Source organism: Megasphaera micronuciformis F0359 (assembly GCF_000165735.1).
GTDB classification, from domain to species: Bacteria; Bacillota; Negativicutes; order Veillonellales; family Megasphaeraceae; genus Megasphaera; species Megasphaera micronuciformis.
The window spans coordinates 632,910-654,666 of record NZ_GL538208.1 but is presented as its reverse complement, the minus strand read 5'-3'; the positions used below and the strand labels follow the sequence as shown (position 1 = coordinate 654,666).

At 45.9% G+C, this 21,757-nt stretch carries 16 protein-coding genes and 1 tRNA gene; all 17 read left to right on the top strand.

Features of this window, described 5'->3' with window-relative positions; translation table 11 throughout:
* Positions 1 to 489: 489 nt before the first annotated feature.
* Positions 490 to 1,755, top strand: a complete 1,266-nt coding sequence (prdC, locus tag HMPREF9429_RS06830) for a proline reductase-associated electron transfer protein PrdC (RefSeq protein WP_407080991.1) — start codon at positions 490 to 492, stop codon at positions 1,753 to 1,755.
* A 22-nt stretch (positions 1,756 to 1,777) separates the two neighbouring features.
* The gene (gene prdA, locus HMPREF9429_RS06825; RefSeq protein WP_006942611.1) at positions 1,778 to 3,688 is read left to right on the top strand and encodes a D-proline reductase (dithiol) proprotein PrdA; all 1,911 of its coding nucleotides are present in this window, start codon (positions 1,778 to 1,780) and stop codon (positions 3,686 to 3,688) included.
* Positions 3,689 to 3,705: 17 nt separating this feature from the next.
* Positions 3,706 to 4,002 carry a CBO2463/CBO2479 domain-containing protein gene (locus HMPREF9429_RS06820; RefSeq protein WP_006942610.1) on the top strand — a complete coding sequence of 99 codons (297 nt, stop codon included), beginning with the start codon at positions 3,706 to 3,708 and terminating at the stop codon, positions 4,000 to 4,002.
* Between the two features lie 17 nt (positions 4,003 to 4,019).
* Positions 4,020 to 4,745 carry a D-proline reductase (dithiol) protein PrdB gene (prdB, locus tag HMPREF9429_RS09395; RefSeq protein WP_083801179.1) on the top strand — a complete coding sequence of 242 codons (726 nt, stop codon included), beginning with the start codon at positions 4,020 to 4,022 and terminating at the stop codon, positions 4,743 to 4,745.
* A 43-nt stretch (positions 4,746 to 4,788) separates the two neighbouring features.
* Positions 4,789 to 5,526: a proline reductase cluster protein PrdD gene (gene prdD, locus HMPREF9429_RS06805; RefSeq protein ID WP_006942608.1), complete on the top strand. Its 738-nt coding sequence runs from the start codon at positions 4,789 to 4,791 to the stop codon at positions 5,524 to 5,526.
* Between the two features lie 20 nt (positions 5,527 to 5,546).
* Positions 5,547 to 6,020 (top strand): glycine/sarcosine/betaine reductase component B subunit, encoded by a 474-nt coding sequence (locus tag HMPREF9429_RS06800; protein WP_006942607.1) that lies wholly within the window; start codon positions 5,547 to 5,549, stop codon positions 6,018 to 6,020.
* Positions 6,021 to 6,039: 19 nt separating this feature from the next.
* Positions 6,040 to 7,059, top strand: coding sequence for a proline racemase family protein (locus HMPREF9429_RS06795; protein WP_040774062.1), 1,020 nt, complete (start codon positions 6,040 to 6,042; stop codon positions 7,057 to 7,059).
* A 15-nt stretch (positions 7,060 to 7,074) separates the two neighbouring features.
* Positions 7,075 to 7,959, top strand: a complete 885-nt coding sequence (locus HMPREF9429_RS06790; protein WP_006942605.1) for a sulfite exporter TauE/SafE family protein — start codon at positions 7,075 to 7,077, stop codon at positions 7,957 to 7,959.
* Positions 7,960 to 8,099: 140 nt separating this feature from the next.
* Entirely contained in the window at positions 8,100 to 10,013 is a 1,914-nt protein-coding gene (gene selB / locus HMPREF9429_RS06785; RefSeq protein WP_040774058.1) for a selenocysteine-specific translation elongation factor, read from the top strand.
* Between the two features lie 230 nt (positions 10,014 to 10,243).
* The gene (locus HMPREF9429_RS06780; protein ID WP_006942603.1) at positions 10,244 to 11,647 is read left to right on the top strand and encodes an APC family permease; all 1,404 of its coding nucleotides are present in this window, start codon (positions 10,244 to 10,246) and stop codon (positions 11,645 to 11,647) included.
* 45 nt (positions 11,648 to 11,692) lie between these two features.
* The gene (locus HMPREF9429_RS06775) at positions 11,693 to 12,772 is read left to right on the top strand and encodes a M24 family metallopeptidase (RefSeq protein ID WP_006942602.1); all 1,080 of its coding nucleotides are present in this window, start codon (positions 11,693 to 11,695) and stop codon (positions 12,770 to 12,772) included.
* Positions 12,773 to 13,006: 234 nt separating this feature from the next.
* The gene (locus tag HMPREF9429_RS06770) at positions 13,007 to 14,410 is read left to right on the top strand and encodes an APC family permease (RefSeq protein ID WP_040774056.1); all 1,404 of its coding nucleotides are present in this window, start codon (positions 13,007 to 13,009) and stop codon (positions 14,408 to 14,410) included.
* Between the two features lie 81 nt (positions 14,411 to 14,491).
* Positions 14,492 to 15,571, top strand: a complete 1,080-nt coding sequence (locus tag HMPREF9429_RS06765; protein WP_006942600.1) for a M24 family metallopeptidase — start codon at positions 14,492 to 14,494, stop codon at positions 15,569 to 15,571.
* A 58-nt stretch (positions 15,572 to 15,629) separates the two neighbouring features.
* Positions 15,630 to 16,607, top strand: a complete 978-nt coding sequence (locus tag HMPREF9429_RS06760; protein WP_006942599.1) for an ornithine cyclodeaminase — start codon at positions 15,630 to 15,632, stop codon at positions 16,605 to 16,607.
* Between the two features lie 60 nt (positions 16,608 to 16,667).
* A tRNA-Sec gene (locus tag HMPREF9429_RS09190) sits at positions 16,668 to 16,764 on the top strand.
* A 152-nt stretch (positions 16,765 to 16,916) separates the two neighbouring features.
* The gene (mfd, locus tag HMPREF9429_RS06755) at positions 16,917 to 20,195 is read left to right on the top strand and encodes a transcription-repair coupling factor (RefSeq protein WP_006942598.1); all 3,279 of its coding nucleotides are present in this window, start codon (positions 16,917 to 16,919) and stop codon (positions 20,193 to 20,195) included.
* Positions 20,188 to 21,747: a putative polysaccharide biosynthesis protein gene (locus HMPREF9429_RS06750; protein ID WP_006942597.1), complete on the top strand. Its 1,560-nt coding sequence runs from the start codon at positions 20,188 to 20,190 to the stop codon at positions 21,745 to 21,747. Before mfd ends, HMPREF9429_RS06750 begins: the two co-directional genes overlap by 8 nt.
* Positions 21,748 to 21,757 lie beyond the last annotated feature (10 nt).

Sequence of the window (21,757 nt, the reverse complement as noted above, 5' to 3'; positions counted from 1 at the left end):
AGAACATACTTATCTTTAAAAGCGTGTATTATTATGTGAAAGAGCGTTACTTTCTTCGGAAAGTAACGCTCTTTTTGTAACTACATAGAATTACTCAGAGTTAAGTAAAGGTTATAAATTTTAAATATTCAAAAACCTGTAAATTCAGTACAGACCTATATATTTATGTTTGCAAGGAAAAATTCGTTGACGTATTAAAGAAACGAATAAAATAATTAAAAAATATATAAGTCCCAAAAGGGAAAATATGGGGTAGAAATGAGTAGGGGAGTGGTTTTTGTTAAATAATGTTAATTTTATCACTAAGTAATTGTAAAAAAACTTGTGAAAGTTTATGGCTTATGCTATTATTACAGAGGCAGATAGTAGGAATAAGAATTGGTTAAAAATCTTTAGCCTTTTCAACGTTATTCATGCAATTTATTCTGTAAAATTAATCTGGGAATGGGGGTGAACAAATAAGTGTCAGAAATCAAAATACCTCTCAAAATGCATGTAGGAGGTCCTTGTAGTCCGATTGTCAAAGTAGGCGATCGAGTATTACGCGGTCAATTAATCGCGGAACCTTCCGGTTTGGGCGCTAATATCCATGCTAGTTATACGGGCGAAGTTACGGCTGTAACGGAAACGGACATCGTAATTAAAGCGGATGACAAGCAGAATTTTGACGAATACGTTAAAATTCCGGATACGAAGACGAACCTCGAAGCCATTGCTGCTGCCGGCGTTGTCGGGGCAGGCGGGGCAGGTTTCCCGACGGCTGTAAAGCTGAAGACGGAAATTCCCCAAGGCTGTTTCATTGCAAACTGTGCCGAATGTGAACCTCTCTTGGCTCACAATATTCATCAGATTGAAACGGATGCGGCTCAGTTAGTTCGCGGCGTCAAGTATGCCATGGAAATTACGAAAGCTCCCAAGGGCTATATCGCCATTAAACCGAAGCACAAAAAAGCGGTTATTGAACTGATTAAGGCTTGCCGTAACGAAGACAACATCGATGTCTTCCGCCTGCCCGATATGTATCCGGCCGGTGACGAACGTGTTATCGTTCGTGAAGTTATGGGCATTGAATTAGAGCCCGGTCAGTTGCCCGGTACAGTAGGCGCTTGTATCGACAATGCGGAAACGTTAAAGAATATTGCTTTGGCAATTGAAGAACGTAAGCCCGTTATCGATAAAGATATTACTGTATCCGGCCGTGTAGCACACAAGGAATCCGTCTTCGTTGACGTTCCTATCGGAACGCCTATGGGCGACTTGATTGAACGTGCCGGCGGTTTTATCAACCCGCACGGTGAAATCGTCGTCGGCGGACCTCAAACGGGCAGAACGGGATCGGAAGAAACTCCGGTTACCAAAACAAGCGGCGGTTGCCTAGTTGCAATGCCGTTCCCGCAGGAAAAACGTAAGGCAGGTATCCTCATTTGCGAATGCGGCGGTTCGGAAGAACGCCTGACTCAGGTTGCCGAAGCAATGGGTGCCGAAGTTGTTTCCAAAGAACGATGCAAGAGAATGGTAGAAGTTAACGGACGATACAGATGCGGCTTGCCGGGTAAGTGCCCGGGGCAGGCGGAAAAGGTCATGGCCTTGAAACGAGGCGGTGCTGAAGTGTTAGTAGTCGGAACTTGCTCCGATTGAACGAACACCGTTATGGGTGTAGCTCCTAGGTTAGGAGTTCCGGTTTATCATCATACAGACCATGTTCTGCGTGCCGACGGCCACAAATTATATCGTAAGTTACCGCCTACCGAATAGTTTTAATAAGGAGGACTAACGAATGTCTATTACAGCTGAAACGGCTCAAGAACATGCGAAAGACCCTGCAGTATTATGCTGCCGTGCCGAAGCGGGCACCGTATTATCCGCTTCCAATTTAGAGGACCCCAACATTTTCCCGGATTTGGTTGATTCCGGCTTGTTGACTATCCCCGACAATGTAACTCATATCGGCGAAGTTATCGGCGCTACTTTGAAAGTAACGGCCGATTCTCTCGTTGCTTTGACTCCGGACATGCTCGACGGCATGACGGCTATGGCTGAAGAAGCTCCCGCTGCTGAAGAAGCTCCCGCTGAAGCAGCTCCGGTTGCTGAAGCAGCTCCGGTTGCAGCTCCCGTTGCAGGCGCTACGGTTGCTACTGTCGGCGGTTCCGTTCGCATTCACATCGGTGAAGGCAAAAATATCGACCTCGAGTTTCCCCTCGGCGTAGGCGGTGCAGGAGTTGCGGCTCCCGTAGCAGGTGCTTCCGTAGCAGCAGCAGGTGCTACGACGGCGGCAACGGGTGAAGCAGTAGCTGCCGTTGCTGAATCGGCAGCTCAGGAAGAAGTTAAAGTTCGCGAACTTCGTCACGACCACTTGAAAATCGAAAAGGTAGAATTCGGCGAAGAAACAAAAATCGAAGGTACGACCCTGTATGTCCGTAAAGACGGCATTTGCCAGGAAGCTATGGATACTCAGGAACTCGTAAAAGACTTGACCTTCGATATCATTACTCCCGATCGTTACGGTGAAGTTTCCAACACGATCATGGACGTACAGCCTTTGGCAACGAAGATGGAAGGCGACCTCGGCGAAGGCATCACTCGTGTCTTGGACGGCGTTGTATTCATCGTATCCGGTACGGATGAAGACGGTGTTCAGATTGGCGAATTCGGTTCTTCCGAAGGCGAAATGGATCAGAACATCATGTGGGGTCGTCCGGGTTCTCCCGATAAGGGTGAAATCTTCATTAAGACGAACGTTACCATCAGAGCTAAATCCAACATGGAACGTCCGGGCCCCTTGGCTGCACACCGTGCTTCCGACTACATTGCTCAGGAAATTCGTGAAGCCATTAAGAAGGCTGACGATTCCCTCGTAGTAGAAAAAGAAGAAATCGTACAATATCGTCGTCCGGGCAAACCCCGTGTCGTCGTTATTAAAGAAATCATGGGTCAGGGCGCAATGCATGATAACCTGATTCTCCCGGTTGAACCGGTCGGCACGTTGGGTGCAAAACCGAACGTTGATCTCGGTAACCTTCCGGTAATGCTCAATCCTCTCGAACTCGTTGACGGCGCAATTCATGCTTTGACTTGCATCGGGCCCGCTTCGAAGGAAATGTCCCGTCATTATTGGAGAGAACCGCTTGTACACGCAGCTATGCGCGATGAAGAAATCGACCTCGTCGGTGTTATTCTCGTCGGCTCGCCTCAGGCTAACTCCGATAAATTCTATGTTTCTCGTCGTCTCGGTCAGACCGTTGAATCCATGGGTGTCGACGGTGCTATCGTTACCACGGAAGGTTTCGGCAACAACCACGTTGACTTCGCTTCCCATATCGAACAGATCGGTAAACGCGGCATAAAGGTTGTAGGTGCTTCCTACTGCGCAGTTCAGGGCGCATTGGTTGTCGGCAACAAGTACATGGGTGCTATGTGCGATAACAACAAGTCCAAACTGGGTATTGAAAACGAAGTTCTTGCAAACAACACGCTTTGCTATGAAGACGCTGTTCGTCAGTTGGCTATGCTTAAGACGTTGCTCGGCGGCGGCGAAATCAAGGCTGCTGAACGTAAGTGGAATCCGAACGTTAAGTTGAACAACATCGAAATCATCGAAAAGACGACAGGCAAGAAGATTGACCTCGTTGATAACGAACAAGTCTTGCCCATGTCCAAAAAACGTGCGGAAAAATACGAAGGACAATAATCCTTCCGGAGACAGATATGGCTGAACGCGAACTTAAGTATATGTCCAGTGAATGCATGTACGAAGGAGTAATTGTCGAACTTCATGACGGTAGCGTCGGCATTGATTTGAAGGGCCGTTTGGGCCATTTAAAAGTGCCGAAGCGTATGGTTATTTCCGAATACGATTTGAAACTAGGGCAGGAAGTGGGATTTCTCATGTCCTACCCGGAAGTATTCAATGAAGAGCCGGCAGATCATTACGTAAAAGCTATTGAATATAGAGATAAGCTTCTTAAGGAAGCGGCTGACAAAAAGAGCTCCGAAAGTAAATAGAGAGGAGAAACATTGTTATGAGTTTAACAGTATTTGAAGGCTTGCAGTCCGAGATTTATGTGCCTATTACACCTAAATCCATCTTCACGCCTGTAACAAAACCCTTAAGCGAAATGGTTATCGCATTGGCTTCGGCTTGCGGTGCTCATCTCAAAACCGACAAACGTTTTAATCTTGCAGGGGACACGACATATCGTGAAATCCCGGACAACACTCCGACGGACGATTTGATGATCTCCCACGGCGGTTACGATAACAGTGATGCCAATCGTGACATCAACTGCATGTTCCCGCTCGATCGTCTCCATGAATTGGCTAAAGCCGGTTTCATTAAAGGTACGGCTCCGACCCACTTCGGTTTCATGGGCGGTGGCGGTGACCAGACCGCTTTCCATGATAAGACGGGTCCGGAAATTGCTCAAAAGCTTAAAGACGAAAACGTTGACGGCGTTATCTTGACAGCCGGGTGAGGCACTTGCCATAGAACTGCCGTGATCGTGCAGAGAGCAATTGAAGAAATCGGTATTCCGACTATTATCATCGCAGCACTTCCGCCTGTCGTTCGCCAGAACGGTACGCCTCGTGCTACGGCTCCTATCGTTCCGATGGGTGCTAATGCCGGTGAACCTCACAACATCGAAATGCAAACAGGTATCGTCAAGGATACGCTTCAAGCCTTGGAAGACATTGAAACTCCGGGTAAGATCGTTCCCTTGCCGTACGAATATGTAGCTCAGATCTAATATCGGTTGAAGCGACATTACTTCGAAAAAGCAGGTGACAAACATGCATGGAGAACCGTTGAAGATAAAAGTGTTTCATATGAAAGAAGTCCTTATGGGCGATACTTTCAAATTGGAGCCGGATCGTCTTACGATTCCTAAAACCTTTGACCACGCATGCGAATTGATTGATCAGCTGAAGATTCAAGTGTTACCGCCGCGTCAACATGATGTAGAAACCAACACCATCATGGATGTGATTCCCATATCCACGAAGGTGTTGGGCCCCTTAGGGGCCGGTATTACGCATACCTTGACGGGCGCATACGTTGTCGTATGCGGCGCCATCATAGACGGGGAACAGCTTCATGAGTTCGGCTCGTCTGAAGGGATTTTGCGTGACAACATGAAGTTGAATAAACCCGGTACACCGGGAGATGATGATTATATAATCCTTATAGATGCTTATGTGAAAAAAGGCACACCTTTTGACAGACAAACGTGCATGAAAGTCTTTGAACTGGTTGATAATTTCATTCAGGAAATTCGTAATCAGTTGAAGGTTTTAGACGGAAGAAGTGCCGTAGAATCACATACGTATGAGGAAAACTATCATCCCGGAAAGCCTAAGGTCGCCATTATTAAAGAAGTGGCCGGCCAAGGTGCTATGTATGATACTCTTGTATTTCCTCTTGAACCGAGCGGATTTAAGGGCGGCATTTCCATTATTGATATGGAAAATATGCCCGTTCTTTTGTCGCCTAACGAATATCGTGACGGCGCTATTCGCGCAATGGATTAAGGAAAAGGAGCTGAGAGTATATGGGTATCGGACCGTCAACAAAAGAAACGTCCAAACACTACTTTAAAGATCCTTTGATAGATGTATTTGCCAGCGACCCGGAAATTGACTTTCGCGGCGTCGTTATTGTCGGTACACCGCAAGACAATCGCATGAAACATTTAGTCGGACAGCGTGCGGCCGTATGGCTTAAAGCCATGGGATGCGACGGTGCGGTTATCTCCGCCGACGGTTGGGGAAACTCGGATGTCGACTTTGCCAATACGATGGAGCAGGTCGGCGATCGGGGAATTACCATTGTCGGCGTGAAATTTATCGGCAAGCAGGCAAAGTTTGTAGTTGAAAATAAGTACACCGACCAGGTGCTTGATATGAATAAATCCGTTGAAGGTATTGAAACGGAAGTAGTGGGGGAAAACGCGGTAGATCGGATTGACGCAATAAAGGCCTTAGCTGCAATCAAATTAGTGATGCGTAAGGAAAATAAATTTTAATTAAGGGAGGTTGAGCAATTTGAAGTATTCAAGAATGCTTACGGCCATCGACTCTCATACGGCGGGCGAAGCAGCTCGCTTGATTATCGGCGGGATTACGAAATTCCCCGGTAAGACAATGGCAGAAAAGAAAATTTACTTGGAAGAACACGAAGATAACCTTCGTAAAGCAGTAATGCTTGAAGCAAGAGGTCATCAGGATATGTTCGGCGCATTCATTTGCGAACCTGTTCATGAAGAAGCCGATTACGGTATTATTTTTATAGATTCCGGCGGATACTTGAACATGTGCGGTCATAACACGATTGCTGCTATGACGGCTGCAGTAGAATGCGGTTGGGTACATGTAAAACCGGGTGATCGCGAAGTTCCCGTTGTTCAGGATGCTCCGGCAGGCATTGTTCGCGGCCACGTTCATTTGAAGGATGACTATGTTGTCGATTCCGTTTCCTTTGACAACGTTGAATCTTTCTTGTACAAAGAAAATGTGGAAGTAGACGTTCCCGAATTGGGTAAAAAGATTCATTGCGATATTTCCTTCGGCGGCAGCTTCTTTGCTATCTTGCCGGCTACGGAAGTGGATCTCGATATTTGCCCTGAAAATGCAAGTAAATTCTCTAAAATCGGCTTAATTATTCGTGATGCTATTAACAAACAAGTGGAAGTACAGCATCCGACTCTCGACCACATTAAGACGGTAGACCTCGTAGAATTCTACGGTCCGGCTAAGAGCCCCGATGCAACGTATCAGAACGTTGTCGTATTCGGCGAAGGTTCCGTAGACCGTTCTCCCTGCGGCACGGGCACCAGTGCTAAAGTAGCTACGCTCCACGCAAAAGGGGAACTTAAAGTGGGCGAACACATTATTTATGAAAGCATCTTGGGCACGAAGTTCAAAGGTGAAGTTTTGGAAGAAACGACGATTGCCGGCCGTAAAGCGATTATCCCCAGAATTACGGGTTCCGCTTATATTAACGGCTTCAACACATTCCTCGTTGATCCGGATGACCCCTTGAAACACGGCTTCATTCTCGGATAATAGGGAGGAATTATTATGGTAGTCAACGCATTACTCGGCTTGTTGGGTATCCTGTTCATTTATTACATTATTTACTATATTCGTGATTTGGCAGCCAACAAGGGTAATTGGGGCGAAGGCAATGTGCCTATCAATCTTTTTATCGGCTTCATTACGAACTTCCTCGATACGTTGGGTATCGGTTCTTATGCAACAACGACAATGTTACTCGGTGTTACGAAACAGTTGAAGAGCGATAAGCTTCTTCCCGGTACGTTGAATGTTGCCGATACGATCCCCGTTTTGATCGAAGCCTTCCTCTTTATTTCGGTTGTAGAAGTAGAACCGGTTACGTTGTTCTCCTTGATCATTGCGGCTATTGTCGGTGCTGTAATCGGCGGTAAAATCGTTCCGAACCTTTCGGAAAAGAAGGTACAGACCTATTTGGGTATTGCCCTCTTGATTACGGCTCTGCTCATGCTCGGTAAACAGCTCGGCCTCATGGCGTTCCTCGGTACGGGCAACACGGCTATGGGCTTGGAAGGCGTAAAGCTTATCGTGGCTATTGTTTTGAACCTCATCTTCGGCGCTCTTATGACAATCGGTTGCGGTTTGTATGCACCTTGCATGGCAATGGTTTACCTGCTCGGCTTGAATCCTATCGTAGCGTTCCCTGTAATGATGGGTTCTTGCGCAGCTTTGATGCCCGTTGCTTCTAAGGAATTTATCGTTGCCGGCTCGTATGCTCGTAAGGTCAGCGTTCTCATCGCAGTCAGCGGTGTCGTCGGCGTTATCATTGCGGCTAAATTGGTTCAGAGCATGGACCTCAACTTGCTTACATGGCTCGTTATTATCGTCGTTATTTACACGGCCTTCATGTATATTCGTAAAGGTCTCAAAAATACGAGCGAAGCAGCCTAAGTCTGTAAGTAAACCGTATTGTGTGAATATGCCTTACGGGATGACGTACAATACGTAAATTTAAGATGATAAAAAACCCGATTTCCTTTATAATAGGAATCGGGTTTTTCATTTATCTGACAGACGCAAAGGAGTTACTTATGGCAAATATTGTTATCGGTACGGCCGGCCATGTTGACCACGGAAAAACGACATTGATTAAGGCCTTGACGGGCATTGAAACGGATACGACGAAGGAAGAAAAAAAACGGGGCATGTCTATTAATTTGGGGTTTGCCTATCTTGATTTGCCGCACGGTCATCGTGTAGGCATTGTAGATGTACCGGGGCATGAAAAATTTATAAAAAATATGGTGGCCGGGCTGCCCGGAATCAACCTGGTTCTTTTGGTTATTGATGCCGGCGAAGGTGTTATGCCGCAAACGCGGGAGCATATTGATATCTTAACTCTCTTAGGCGTGCGAAATTTTCTGATTGTTCTGACAAAGGTAGATACGGTTGATGAAGAGTTGTTGGAACTGGCTGTTGAAGATATTCGCGAACAGTTGGCAGGTACTCCTCTTGAACATGCGGATATTGTGAAAACGGATGCCGTGAGCGGCAAGGGAATTCCGGAACTTCTTAAGAAAATTGAAGAGTGTGCCGATAAGGCCCAAGATGAACGAGAAGACGGCAGTGCTCGTTTGAATGTAGACCGTGTGTTTTCCGTAAAAGGATTCGGCACGGTTGTTACCGGTACCTTATTGGACGGAACCTTAAGTGCCGGTGACGAATTGACCGTTTATCCGAGTCTTAAAAAGACTCGCGTTCGTAATATTCAGGTTCATGAACAGGATGTAAAAAAGGTCACGTCACATCACCGTACGGCTTTGAACCTGGCAGGGCTTACGACAGATGAGATTGAAAGAGGCGATGTCTTGTCCGCATCGAATCAATTAAAGCCTACGTGGATGCTCGATGTGAAAGTCACCTGCTTAAAGCATGCCGTAGCGCCCATTACCCTTTGGGACCGGGTACGTCTTCTCATAGGGACGCGTGAAGTAATGGCTAGGGCCGTTCCTATCGGTACAGATTCCATTCAGCCCGGTGAAGACGGCTTTTTGCAGCTGCGCTTGGAAACGGAGCAGGTAGTCGTTAAAGAACGGGATCGCTTCATTATCAGAACCTATTCGCCCATGCATACCATTGCAGGCGGGGAAGTCCTGGATGCGGCTCCTAAAAAACACAGACGCTTTCGTGCTGAAGTTTTGGAAAGTTTAAAGACTAAGGAAGAGGGAAATATTGCCGACATTATTGAAGATTTTCTAAGACATAAGCGGCAGTACTTTACAACGGCCAGAGAAATCGCCGAATACACGGGCCTGTCACAGGAACAGGCACAAGGGGAAGTAGACGGGTTAGTTCAGGTCGGAGAAATCATGAAAACCGCTTCTGCCTATATTCATGCAGACGTATACAAGCAAATTAAGGGACAGGCCGTTCAAATCTTACTGGCCTATCATCAAAAGTTCCCCTTGCGCATCGGTATGTCCGCCGAAGAATTCCGGTCACGCCTGCATCAGAAAAGTAACGGCGAAGTAACGGAAAAAGATATATCCGCCTTAGTTAAGTTACTCATTGCCGACGGGGCGTGCAAGGAAAAGGGAAATCTTATCAGTGCGGCCAATTTTGAAGTAAAGTTTACGGATAAGCAGGCGGCGCTAAGAGATAAAATCGAGTCTATCGTTGAAAAGAGCGGATACACGCCTATGAAAAAAGACGAGTTTTATGCTCTTGATAAAGAGGCTGAAAGCGTTGTCGAAGCCATGTGCGGTACAAGTGTCGTTCAATTAACGCCTGAGTACGTTATTTATAAGAAAATATATGAAAAAGCCGTAAAGGTTATTTACGATTATATTACGGAACACGGCCAAATGACGTTGGGGGACTTTCGGGATATGACCGATTCGAGTCGGAAGTCGTCCATGCTTATTTTAGAATATACCGATAGTCTTGAAATTACGAAGAGAGTAGAAAACTATAGGGTTCTCGGCTCCTATTGGCAAAAGAACTAAGTATGAACTTTAAATTAAAATGGGCAAGAGATTTGTCATATAAAAAAGTTTTTTGAAATATAACTTTTTGAATGTGAAATACTGTACATAATCTAATAAATATAGTATGATTAATCAAAGTCATTTATCAGTGTGCGTGTTGTAGTATAACTATTGATAAGTGATTTATACTATGTACATATATGAACAAATATGTGTATGCTAATTGAAAGGGAAGAAGGTATAGTATTATGTCCATTAAAAAAATCGGTTTATGGGATTTGGTATTCATGAACGTATCGGCTCTGTTCGGTATTCGTTGGATTGCCAAATCGACGGCCTCAAGCTTCGGTCTCGGGTTGGGCGCCATTCCCGCATGGGTAGTTTTTGCATTCATCTTCTTCGTACCCTGTGCTTTGGTATGTGCCGAACTGGCATCTACTTATCCTCGTGACGGAGGTATGTATGAATGGGTAAAAGAAGCGTACGGTGAAAAGTACGGGTTTATGGTATCTTGGTTGAACTGGACTGCTAAAATTCTTTGGTATACGTCCTTCTTAACCTTCCTTACCGTCAATGTGGCATTTGCCGTAAATATGCCGGAACTTTCGGAAAACAAGCCGTTTGTACTCATCGTATCTTTGGCTGTATTCTGGGTTCTCTCCTTTATTTGTACGAAGGGCATGTCGTTCGGTAAAATTTTTACCAATGTCGGAGCTCTGGGGTCTACCGTACCGGCCATCCTTTTGATTGTCATGGCTTTCGGAGCGCTTATTTTCGGCGGTCGTGAATCGGTATCGCAGTATACGATTGAAACGCTTACTCCCGTTCTTAATTGGGATACATTAGGTGCTATTTCGACAGTTATGTTTGCGTATGAAGGAGCGGAAGTAACGGCTAACTTCGTAACGGAAATGGAAAATCCGAAACGTGATTTTCCGCGAGCTATCGTTATTGCCGCCGCTATCGTGGCCGGCCTGTACGTTCTCGGTTCCGTGGCTATTACTACGATTTTACCGACCGACCAGATTACGGCATCTCAGGGTATTCTCGTCAGCTTGGCAACCATTTCCGCATACTTCGGATTAGGGCCTTGGTTTATGCAGTTGGTAGCCTTGGGTATTTCTATCTCCGTATTCGGTGCCATTATCCTGTATATCGGTTCGCCTATTAAGATGTTGTTCGGCAGCGTTCGCAAGGGCATTTTCCCCGAATCGTTGACGCAGACGAACAGCCATAACATTCCTGAAAAAGCCGTTTATTTACAGGCTGTCATTGTTACGGTTATCATCTTGGGTACGCAGTTTATCCCGACAGTAGACGCTATTTATAATGTATTGGTCACCATGACGGCCTTAACGGCACTTTTCCCGTATGTGCTCTTATTCATGGCATACATTAAATTGCGTAAAACTCGTCCCGACGAAGAACGTCCGTATGAAGTTTCTAAAAACGTCAACACGGCCGTGTCCGTTGCAGGACTTTTGATGGGATTGACTATCTTGGGCGTTATTTTATCCGCATCGCCTGTCATGAAGACCTTTGAAGACAATGTCATTTATGAAGCGGAAATGATTTTGGGCGCTATTTTTATCATTGTCGTCGGTTTGGGAATTTGGAATCGTTTCGTTAAACGGACAGGTTTTAAAGAATAAAATCTAAATACTATTTGTTAAGTCCAGTTAAGGAGGGGGTTTATAATGCATCAGGAACGCGTAAATAAGGTGCTTGATTTAATGGCACAAAAAAATTTAACACAAATGATTATATCCGATCCGTCGGCCATATTCTATTTAACCGGTACATGGATTCAACCGGGTGAACGGTTGTTAGCCCTGTATTTGACTCAAACGGGAAAGCATAAATTATTTGTTAATGAATTGTTCCCCTTTGCCGACGCTATTCAGTGCGATAAGGTATGGCTTAATGATAATATGGACGGAATCGGGGTTTTGGCCGAGTACGTGGAAAAAGATAAGCCCGTAGCTATTGATAAAAATTGGCCGGCCCGTTTCCTTATCGGTTTGATTGACAAGAAGGCGGGCAGTGCCTTTGTCAATGGATCGGAAATCGTCGATCGTGTACGTATGGTCAAGGACGCTGAAGAAATTAAACTCATGCGTGAAGCCTCCAGATTAAATGACTTGGCTATCGGTAGAGTAATCGAATTGATGAAAGAAGACTATGACGAAGTGGAAGTGGAACGTAAGCTTTCGGAAATTTGGGAAGAACTCGGCGCTGACGGTCATTCATTTGAACCTATTATCGGTTACGGTGCCAATGCGGCCGATCCGCATCATTCCATTACCAAAGGGGCGCACAAGAAGCCGGGTGACAGCATTGTCATCGATATGGGGTGCCTGTATAAATCGTATTGTTCCGACATGACACGTACAGTCTTCTATAAGTCCGTATCCGATGAAGGACGTAAAGTTTATGAAATTACGCGTGATGCGAACTTAAAAGCCATTGATAAGGTAAAACCGGGTGTAACCTTTGCCGAATTGGACGCAGCTGCCAGAGATTATATTACGGACCACGGCTACGGAAAATATTTCACACACCGTCTCGGACATTCCATCGGTATTGATATTCATGAACCGGGAGATGTATCGGCCGCCAATACGGAACAGGTAGTTCCCGGTCGTATTTTCTCCATTGAACCGGGCATCTATTTACCGGGAAATTTAGGGGTTCGCGTTGAAGATTTGGTGCTTGTTACGGAAGACGGTTGCGAAGTGCTGAACCATTTCACGAAGGACTTGATTGTTGTAGAGTAGTAAAGTATCACATGATGAAAGCATACCGTGTGTTTATACGGTATGCTTTTTCTGTTCTAAATGAGTATACATTTAAATGAATAAAAAGGTTCTTAAAACTTGTAATAGGTTATACAGATATTGTATTATGTTTAAGGGCCATTCATAGTATTATTATAACTTTTTTTGATACATGAACTTATTTTTGAATGTATAAATAGGGAAGGCCTGACTTTTACGAAAGAAGGGTTACATATGGCAAGTAAGAAAATCGGTTTATGGGATCTGGTATTTATGAATATCTCTGCACTTTTCGGTATTCGTTGGATCGCCAAATCGACAGCTTCCAGTTTCGGGCTGGGGTTAGGAGCTATTCCTTCATGGGTAGTATTTGCATTTATCTTTTTCGTCCCCTGCGCATTGATTTGTGCCGAATTGGCATCTACCTATCCTCGTGACGGCGGCCTTTTTGAATGGGTAAAGGAAGCATACGGAGAAAAATTCGGGTTTATGGTATCTTGGTTGAATTGGACATCAAAAATATTTTGGTATACGTCCTTTTTAACGTTCTTGACCATTAACGTATCTTTTGCTATTAATATGCCTGAACTTGCGGAAAACAAGACCTTTGTTTTGATCTTGTCCATTGTCGGTTTCTGGGCCTTGTCCCTGGCCAGTACGCGCGGCATGAGTTTCGGCAAGATTTTTACGAATCTGGGAGCCTTGGGTTCGACGGTTCCGGCTATTCTTTTGATTCTCATGGCATTCGGAGCCGCTTTGTTCGTCGGCAGACCGTCTGCATCCGTTTACACGGTTGAAACGATGACTCCCGTTATGAACTGGGATTCGTTGAGCGCCATTTCCAGTATCATGTTTGCTTTTGCCGGTTCGGAACTTACGGCCAACTTCGTAACGGAAATGGAAAATCCGAAACGTGATTTCCCTCGGGCTATCTTTATTGCCGCCGCTGTCGTGGCAGGCATTTACATGCTGGGCTCTATTGCTATTACCATGATTTTGCCGTCAGATCAGATTACGGCATCTCAAGGGATTCTTGTCAGCTTGGCTACTATTTCCGCATACTTCGGCATGGGCACCTGGTTTATTCAGGTTGTTGCTTTGGGAATTACATTTTCCATGCTCGGTGCGATTATCCTGTACATTGCATCACCTATTAAGATGCTTTTCGGTAGCGTTAAAGCCGGGATTTTCCCCGAATCGTTAACACGCACCAATAGCCATAACATTCCGGAACGGGCTGTGTATTTACAAGCCGTTTTAGTTACCGTTATTATTTTGGCACTTCAGTTCATTCCGTCTGTAGATGCTATTTACAATGTTTTGGTAACCATGACGGCCTTGACGGCTCTTTTCCCGTATGTTCTTCTGTTCATGTCGTACATTCGTCTTCGCAAGACTCGTCCGAACGAAGATCGTCCCTTTGAAATGTCGAATAATAACGGGACAGCCGTAACGGTAGCTTCGATGGTATTGGGCGTTACGATTCTCGGTATTATCTGCTCGGCGGCTCCTGTCATGCCGACATTTGAGGATAATCTGATTTATGAAGCTGAAATGATTTTCGGCGCAGTTGTAGTTATCGGTGTAGGCCTCGGTCTTTGGAACCGTTTCGTAAAACGTACGGGCTTCAAAGAGTAAGACATATACAGGTTATCCGTTCAGGTAACCGTAAAAGAAGATTCCTATGAGAACTTCTAATTATGAAGGAGGGGTTTTACTATGCATCAAAATCGAGTTAACAAGGTACTTCAATTAATGGCGGAACAAAATTTAACGCAAATGCTCGTTTCCGATCCTTGCGCTATCTTTTATTTAACCGGCACCTGGATTCATCCGGGCGAACGGTTGTTAGCCTTGTATTTAACGCAGTCCGGAAAACATAAGCTGTTTGTTAATGAGTTGTTCCCCTTTGCCGACGCCGTTCAGTGCGACAAGGTTTGGCTTAACGATAATATGGACGGAATCGGAGTCTTGGCCGATTATATTGAAAAGGATAAGCCCGTAGCCGTTGATAAAAACTGGCCGTCTCGCTTCCTCATCGGCCTTATGGATCGTCATGCAGGCAGTGCTTTTGTAAACGGTTCGGAAATTATCGACCGCGTACGTATGGTCAAAGATGCGGAAGAGCTGGAAATTATGCGTGAAGCATCTAAGCTCTGCGATATCGGTTGCCAAAAGATGATTGACTTGGTTAAAGAAGACTATGACGAAGAAACGATGGGTAAAAAACTCGGAGAAATCTGGGAAAGCCTCGGAGCTTCGGGCCATTCCTTCGATCCTATCGTCGCTTACGGTCCTAATGGTGCCGATCCTCATCATACAACGGAAAGAGGCGTTCATAAGAAGCCGGGTGACAGTGTTGTTATCGACATCGGTTGCGTCTATAATTCCTATTGCTCCGATATGACGAGAACCGTATTCTACAAATCCGCTTCAGCGGAACAAAAGAAAGTTTATGAAATTGTTCGTGATGCTAACTTAAAGGCTATCGATAAGGTAAAACCGGGCGTAACCTTTGCTGAATTGGATGCAGCGGCACGCGATTACATTACGGAAAAAGGCTACGGGAAATACTTTACTCATCGACTTGGCCACTCCATCGGCTTGGAAGACCATGAAGTCGGTGACGTTTCGGCTGTAAATACTGACGTAGTAGTACCGGGCCGAGTATTTTCCATTGAACCGGGCGTTTATCTGCCGGGGAATTTCGGTGTACGCGTAGAAGATCTGGTTATTGCAACGGAAGACGGTTGCGAAGTATTGAATCACGTAAGCAAAGATTTGACTATTGTTGAATAGTATATAATAGAAGATGCCGCGCTGAAGTGCGGCATCTTTTATAAGAAGGAGAAGACAGATGCTGCTGTTACAAAGAGAAGATATAGAACGCGTTTTTTCTATGAAAGATGCCATTGAGGCTGATAAAGAGGCCTTTTCCCTGGCTTCGGCCCGAAAGGCGGTCATGCCGTTACGAACGACTTTGTCCGCAACGGACGGTACCTTTTTATTCATGCCTTCTTATGCAGAAGAATTAAAGTACGGGGCCTTAAAAACAGTAAACGTATTTCCCGGAAATGCTGAAAAAGATATTCCCGTTACGCAGGGACTGATTACCTTAATGGATGGAGAAACAGGGTCTTTTGCGGCTGTATTGGACGGCACATATGTGACGGCCCTGAGAACGGGGGCTTCGGCCGGGGCGGCTTTTGATTTATTTGCGCGTAAAGATGCTTCCGTAGGAGCGCTTATCGGTACAGGAGGGCAAGCTCAGGCACAATTGGAAGCCATGATTTGCAGCCGTAATTTAAAGGAAGTACGTGTCTTCAGCAGAAGAGAAGAAAAGAGAATCGCTTTTGCCAAGCGTATGAATGATTTGTACGGAAGTGATTCTCTGTGCATCATTCCGGTCCCCTCGGCTGATGAAGCCGTTACGGGTGCAGATGTAATCGCTGCGGCTACTACGTCGACGACGCCCGTTATTAAGGGAGATTGCGTAAAAGCCGGGGCCGTCGTATGTGGAGTAGGTTCGTACACGCCGCATATGGTTGAGCTCGACGTGACCTTATTAAAAAAGGCGGCAAGCATCTATGTAGATTCAAAAGAAGCCGTTTGGGCTGAGGCCGGGGATTTCCTGATTCCCGAGAAAACGGGGGAATTTTCTCGCTCTGACATTACCGGCGAAGTAGGCGATGTCATTAACGGTATTGTCAAAGGAAGGGAGCATGAAGACGACATTATTGTTTTTAAAAGTGTCGGTATCGGGGTACAGGATTTGGTGACGGCAGCTCGTATTTATGAAAAAGCCAAGGCCGCACAAGTAGGTACACAATGGTAATAATTCATACCCTACTGTTGTCAAAGTAGAGTCAATATGATATTATGTAATGAGTTGTTTGGGGGGGGATGGGTTCTGGTGTGCCCTCCGGTCTTCAAAACCGGCATGAGGAGTTAGGAGCTTCTTAGGTGGGTTCGATTCCCACACCTTCCCGCCAAATAAATAGCAAGGCCGAGCTTAGGCTCGGCCTTTTTAATTGTCCCTTTGTTGTTAGGCATTCGGGGCTGTGCTATAATTAACCTTATTTATATGACGTTCTGTCGGGGACTTTAGACACTCTAAGGTCCCCGACCGTATGAGGGTTTGAAGATGGAACGGTTATTTCAATGGTTGGAACAGGATGAGGCTTTAAAAGAAGCCTCGTCCTCATATGAAAACGGTAAAATATACGGCGTTTACGGTTTGGGCGGATCGGCAAAGTCGGCTTATGCGGCTCATGTACTGGCTAAGACGGATAAAAACGCCGTTATTGTCGTGCCTACGACGGAGCAGGTAAACGGTTGGCTGACAGATCTTCAGTATTTTTCTCCTCAGCTTCGGGTCTACACATATCCTTTAGTACAACATACGGTTTTTACCACGACGACTAAAAGCCTTGAATTGGCGGCAAAACAAATGGAAGCATTGACTGCATTGCGCGGTTCAAGGCAAGCTGTAGTCGTGGCTACAGCTGAAGAGGCGGCACAATTTGTGACGGCACCGCAAAAAATAGATGATGCCGTATTATCATTTAAAGTCGGTGAGGACTATGAACGGGAAACTATTTTATCAGGCCTTGTAAGCGGCGGTTATGAGCGGTCGGATCTGGTTGACCGCCGCGGCCTTTTTTCCGTGCGCGGCGATATTATCGACATTTACCCGCTTAATGAAAAAGAGCCTATTCGTTTGGAGTTTTTCGGAGATACGCTGGAAAATATTCGCTATTTTAACGAACAGACCCAAAAGTCGTCGATAAAAACAGATTCAGTTCGCATATTACCCTTTGCATTGGCTTATGATAAAGACGATGAAAAGACAACCTTATTAGATTACGGAAACAACGGTATTATTATTTGGGATGAAGGAAACCGTATTAAAGAAGAATTAAAGAAGAGTTTTTCCGAATCGATAGAGCGCAAGAATGAAGCTGCAAAATGGCGTTTATTAGCCGGTGAAAAACGTACGGCCGTACAGCTTGTTTTGTCTTTGTTGGCACAGTCGGTAAGCGAGTTGAAAACGGATGAAACGGTCAGTATTACGTCTAAGACGGTGGCCGGCTTCAGAAAAGAATTTACGCTCTTGAAGGATGAGCTGGGACATTGGCGAGAACGGGATTATCGGATTATTTTCGTCATATCCGGAGAAAAGAGAGCGGCATCTCTTAACGGGTGGCTGAAGCAGAATGAGTTTTATGCTTTGTCCTTAACGGAAAACGGCAAGGATACGGGGATTTTTATCAGCTCCGGTGAAATTCGTAACGGTTTTGAATTTCCTTATGCCAAGACGGTTGTTATTGCGGAAAAAGATATTTACGGCACACAGAAGAAAAGACTGCGGCGCCATACGGAAAACGGTCAGGAAATCAACGCTTTTACGGATTTACATGCCGGCGATTATGTCGTTCATGATACACACGGTATCGGTAAGTATGTCGGTATCAAGACCATTGAAACGGACGGCGTTCATAAGGATTATTTGGAAATTCATTATTCGGGACATGATGTCTTATATGTACCGACGGATCAGATTCAATTCCTGCAACGTTATATCGGCAATGAGGGAGAGGCTCCTCGTCTGAGTCGTATGGGCGGAGCCGACTGGAAAAAGGCGAGAGCCAAGGCTCAAAAATCTATCGATAATTTGGCGGAAAAATTAGTGGCTTTGTATGCTAAACGTGAAATTACGGACGGCTATGCTTTTCCGCCGGATACGCCTTTTCAACAAGAGTTTGAAGAAGCCTTTCCGTACGAAGAAACGCAGGATCAGTTAAAGGCTGTAGCTGCTATTAAAGAGAGTATGGAAAAGCCCGTACCCATGGATTGCCTGGTGTGCGGAGATGTAGGCTTCGGAAAGACGGAAGTGGCCGTGCGGGCGGCTTTTAAGGCGGTTATGGGAGGTAAACAGGTAGCGGTTCTCGTGCCGACGACCGTCTTAGCTCAGCAACACTATCAGACCTTTTCGGAACGATTTCGCTCTTTCGGTGTCGTTTGTGATGTTCTCAATCGATTCCGTTCCATAAAAGAGAGAAAAGAAATTCTGCAAAAGGTGGAAGCAGGACAAATTGACGTACTCATCGGTACGCACAGTATTTTAAATAAAAACGTAAAGTTTAAAGATGCAGGATTGCTGATTGTCGATGAAGAACAACGTTTCGGTGTGGCACAGAAAGAAAAATGGAAGACTTGGGCCACGGGGATTGACGTCCTGACCTTATCGGCAACGCCTATTCCCAGAACCTTGCATATGTCTCTCGTTCATTTACGACAAATGTGTCTGATTGAAACGCCGCCTACAGAGCGGCTTCCGGTTCAGACTTATGTGACGGAATACGACGGAGCCATTGTAAGAGATGCTATTATGCGCGAAAAGCGTAGAGGCGGTCAGGTGTTTTTCGTCTATAACCGCGTAGCGACAATGGAGCGCATGAAGGTTGAATTGGAGGCCCTCGTTCCCGAGGTGACTATCGGTATGGCGCACGGACAGATGACGGGATCCGTCCTGGAAGCCAATATGTTCGATTTTTATGAAGGCGAATACGACGTTCTATTGTGCTCCAGTTTAGTTGAAAACGGTTTGGATATTGCCAATGCCAATACTATTATTGTTTACGACGCCGATCGTTTCGGCTTGTCACAGTTATATCAAATGCGCGGTCGGGTGGGACGCAGTCATCGTACGGCTTATGCCTATTTTTTGTACAGACGTAATAAAATCCTGAATGAAGTTGCCGAAAAGCGGTTGCAAGCCGTTAAAGAGTTTACCGAATTGGGTTCAGGCTTTAAAATAGCTATGCGTGATTTGGAAATTCGAGGAGCCGGCAACCTGCTTGGCCGAGAACAGCACGGTAATATCGCCGGCGTGGGTTTTGTCATGTATGTACAGATGTTGGAAGAAGCCGTAAATCGATTACGCAATGAAGGCTATACTAAGACTGTCGATGTGCGTACGACATTGGAAGTCAGAGTCGACGCCTTCATTGACGACACGTATATTGAACATGGCGGGCAAAAAATCGAAATGTATCAACGTTTGGCATTGGTACGTACGGAAGAAGCGCTGGAGGAATTGAAGAATGAATTGACAGACCGCTTCGGGAAACCGACCCGGGCTGTTCAAAACTTATTAAAAGCTACGCATTTACGAATTCGTGCACAAAAGGACTCGGTTCTGTCCGTCAGTCAAAAAGGCATAGGTCTCGAATTTCGTTGGAAAGATGAAGTTTCGGCACCCAGAACGGAACTATTTGAACCCGTGTTGCGAAAACGTTGCAAAAAGCTTCCCGGTCTTACTGCGACTTTCAGGTTTGATATGACCGGTATAGATGATGTGTTGGCATATATCGAATATATATTGAAGGCCTATGAAAAACAGGAGAGAATGAATGGTTAAGAATGTCTTTCTCCGCGGTGCGGCGGCATTAACCGTAGCCGGCATTGCCGTAAAAATCTTGGGCGGTGTCAATCGAATCCTCTTATCCCGAATATTAGGAGGCGAAGGGATCGGCTTATATCAAATTGCTTATCCCGTGTATATGCTCGGGTTGAGTATTGCCGGAGCCGGCGTGCCCATTGCTTTGTCCGTCATGGTGGCGGAGAAGGCGGCACAGGGTGATTATGCCGGTGCCGAACGGATTTTCAAGGTTATTTTTGCCTTTACGGCTTTTATGGCTTGTTTATTCGGCTTGTTGCTATTTGTCGGGGCGGGAGGTCTGATTTCCGCCGGATTGGTTCGTGATGTACGTGCTTATTCGGCATTAATTGTCTTGGCACCGGCTTTGACCGTGTCCGTTCTTACCTGTGCCTTTCGCGGCTATTTCCAAGGGTTACAGCTTATGGTGCCGACAGCCGCGTCACAGATTTGTGATCAGTTTGTACGCGTGTGCGTCATGTTGGTCGCCGCAGTAGTATTATTGCCGTACGGATTGGAAACCGCTGTAGCCGGGGCGGCATTCGGAGCGGTTCCGGGAGCCTTGGCGGGCTTTTCCGTCATTGCCTTCCTGTATTATCGTCATAAAAGGGCGAACAAGATAAGCGAAACGGTGACAAAACAAGAAGAAACGGCAGGGGCTTTGATTAAACGTTTCGTGATCCTTGCCGTTCCCGTGGCGGCAGCCAACATGTTACTGCCCGCTGTAGCCGGTATCGACATGCTCATAGTGCCTATGCGACTGGAGGTAGCGGGATATTCCGTGCAAGAGTCTACTGCGTTATACGGATACTTGACCGGTATGGCTAACGGCTTAATTCAGGTGCCTACCCTTTTAACCGTGTCCTTAGCGACCAGTCTGGTTCCGGCCGTTTCAGCAGCTTTTACGGCCGGCAACTTAAGTGAAGTGGAAAGCCGAACTAATACGGCTATGCGTATTGCCAATATCATTACCGTTCCGGCTTGCTTGGGGTTGGCTGTTTTAGCGGCCCCTATTTCAGAACTTTTGTATAATACGGCTGCTGCCGGACCGGCTATTCGCGTCTTGGCGTTAGCAACGTTCCTTATCGGCTTGCAGCAGATTACGAACGGCCTTCTGCAAGGTATGGGGCATACGGGAATTCCCTTGTTAAACATGGGGATTTCCGCCCTTGTTAAAATTGTTTTAAGCTGGTATTTAACGGCTATTCCCTGGTTAGGAGAAGTCGGCGCAGCTTGGGCTACCAATGCGGATATTGCCTTGGCAACGGCACTTAATATTTATTTTGCCGGTAAATATGCTGCATATCGACCTGAATGGTTTTACATCGGTCGTGTTTTTATTGCCGCGGCAGCCATGGCCGGTACGGCTGTCCTTGCTTATTATTCTTTAGTTACGACCTTCGGCAATTCGGCGGCGACACTCATATCTATCAGTATTGCCGGTGTCGTATATGCCGTCGGATTATTTGTTGTCCGTGCCGTGCGTCTTCGTTCTTTGCGAAGACTTCCGGTTGTGGGTAAATATATTCCTTAGTTGAAGGAGA

What these genes read in the sequence shown, in the direction of transcription:
- mfd (WP_006942598.1), top strand. Translation starts at nt 16,917, where the DNA reads ATGGAACGGTTATTTCAATGGTTGGAACAGGATGAGGCTTTAAAAGAA.
- HMPREF9429_RS06760 (WP_006942599.1), top strand. Translation starts at nt 15,630, where the DNA reads ATGCTGCTGTTACAAAGAGAAGATATAGAACGCGTTTTTTCTATGAAA.
- HMPREF9429_RS06820 (WP_006942610.1), top strand. Translation starts at nt 3,706, where the DNA reads ATGGCTGAACGCGAACTTAAGTATATGTCCAGTGAATGCATGTACGAA.
- prdD (WP_006942608.1), top strand. Translation starts at nt 4,789, where the DNA reads ATGCATGGAGAACCGTTGAAGATAAAAGTGTTTCATATGAAAGAAGTC.
- HMPREF9429_RS06780 (WP_006942603.1), top strand. Translation starts at nt 10,244, where the DNA reads ATGTCCATTAAAAAAATCGGTTTATGGGATTTGGTATTCATGAACGTA.
- HMPREF9429_RS06765 (WP_006942600.1), top strand. Translation starts at nt 14,492, where the DNA reads ATGCATCAAAATCGAGTTAACAAGGTACTTCAATTAATGGCGGAACAA.
- HMPREF9429_RS06770 (WP_040774056.1), top strand. Translation starts at nt 13,007, where the DNA reads ATGGCAAGTAAGAAAATCGGTTTATGGGATCTGGTATTTATGAATATC.
- HMPREF9429_RS06790 (WP_006942605.1), top strand. Translation starts at nt 7,075, where the DNA reads ATGGTAGTCAACGCATTACTCGGCTTGTTGGGTATCCTGTTCATTTAT.
- HMPREF9429_RS06800 (WP_006942607.1), top strand. Translation starts at nt 5,547, where the DNA reads ATGGGTATCGGACCGTCAACAAAAGAAACGTCCAAACACTACTTTAAA.
- HMPREF9429_RS06750 (WP_006942597.1), top strand. Translation starts at nt 20,188, where the DNA reads ATGGTTAAGAATGTCTTTCTCCGCGGTGCGGCGGCATTAACCGTAGCC.
- HMPREF9429_RS06775 (WP_006942602.1), top strand. Translation starts at nt 11,693, where the DNA reads ATGCATCAGGAACGCGTAAATAAGGTGCTTGATTTAATGGCACAAAAA.
- prdA (WP_006942611.1), top strand. Translation starts at nt 1,778, where the DNA reads ATGTCTATTACAGCTGAAACGGCTCAAGAACATGCGAAAGACCCTGCA.
- selB (WP_040774058.1), top strand. Translation starts at nt 8,100, where the DNA reads ATGGCAAATATTGTTATCGGTACGGCCGGCCATGTTGACCACGGAAAA.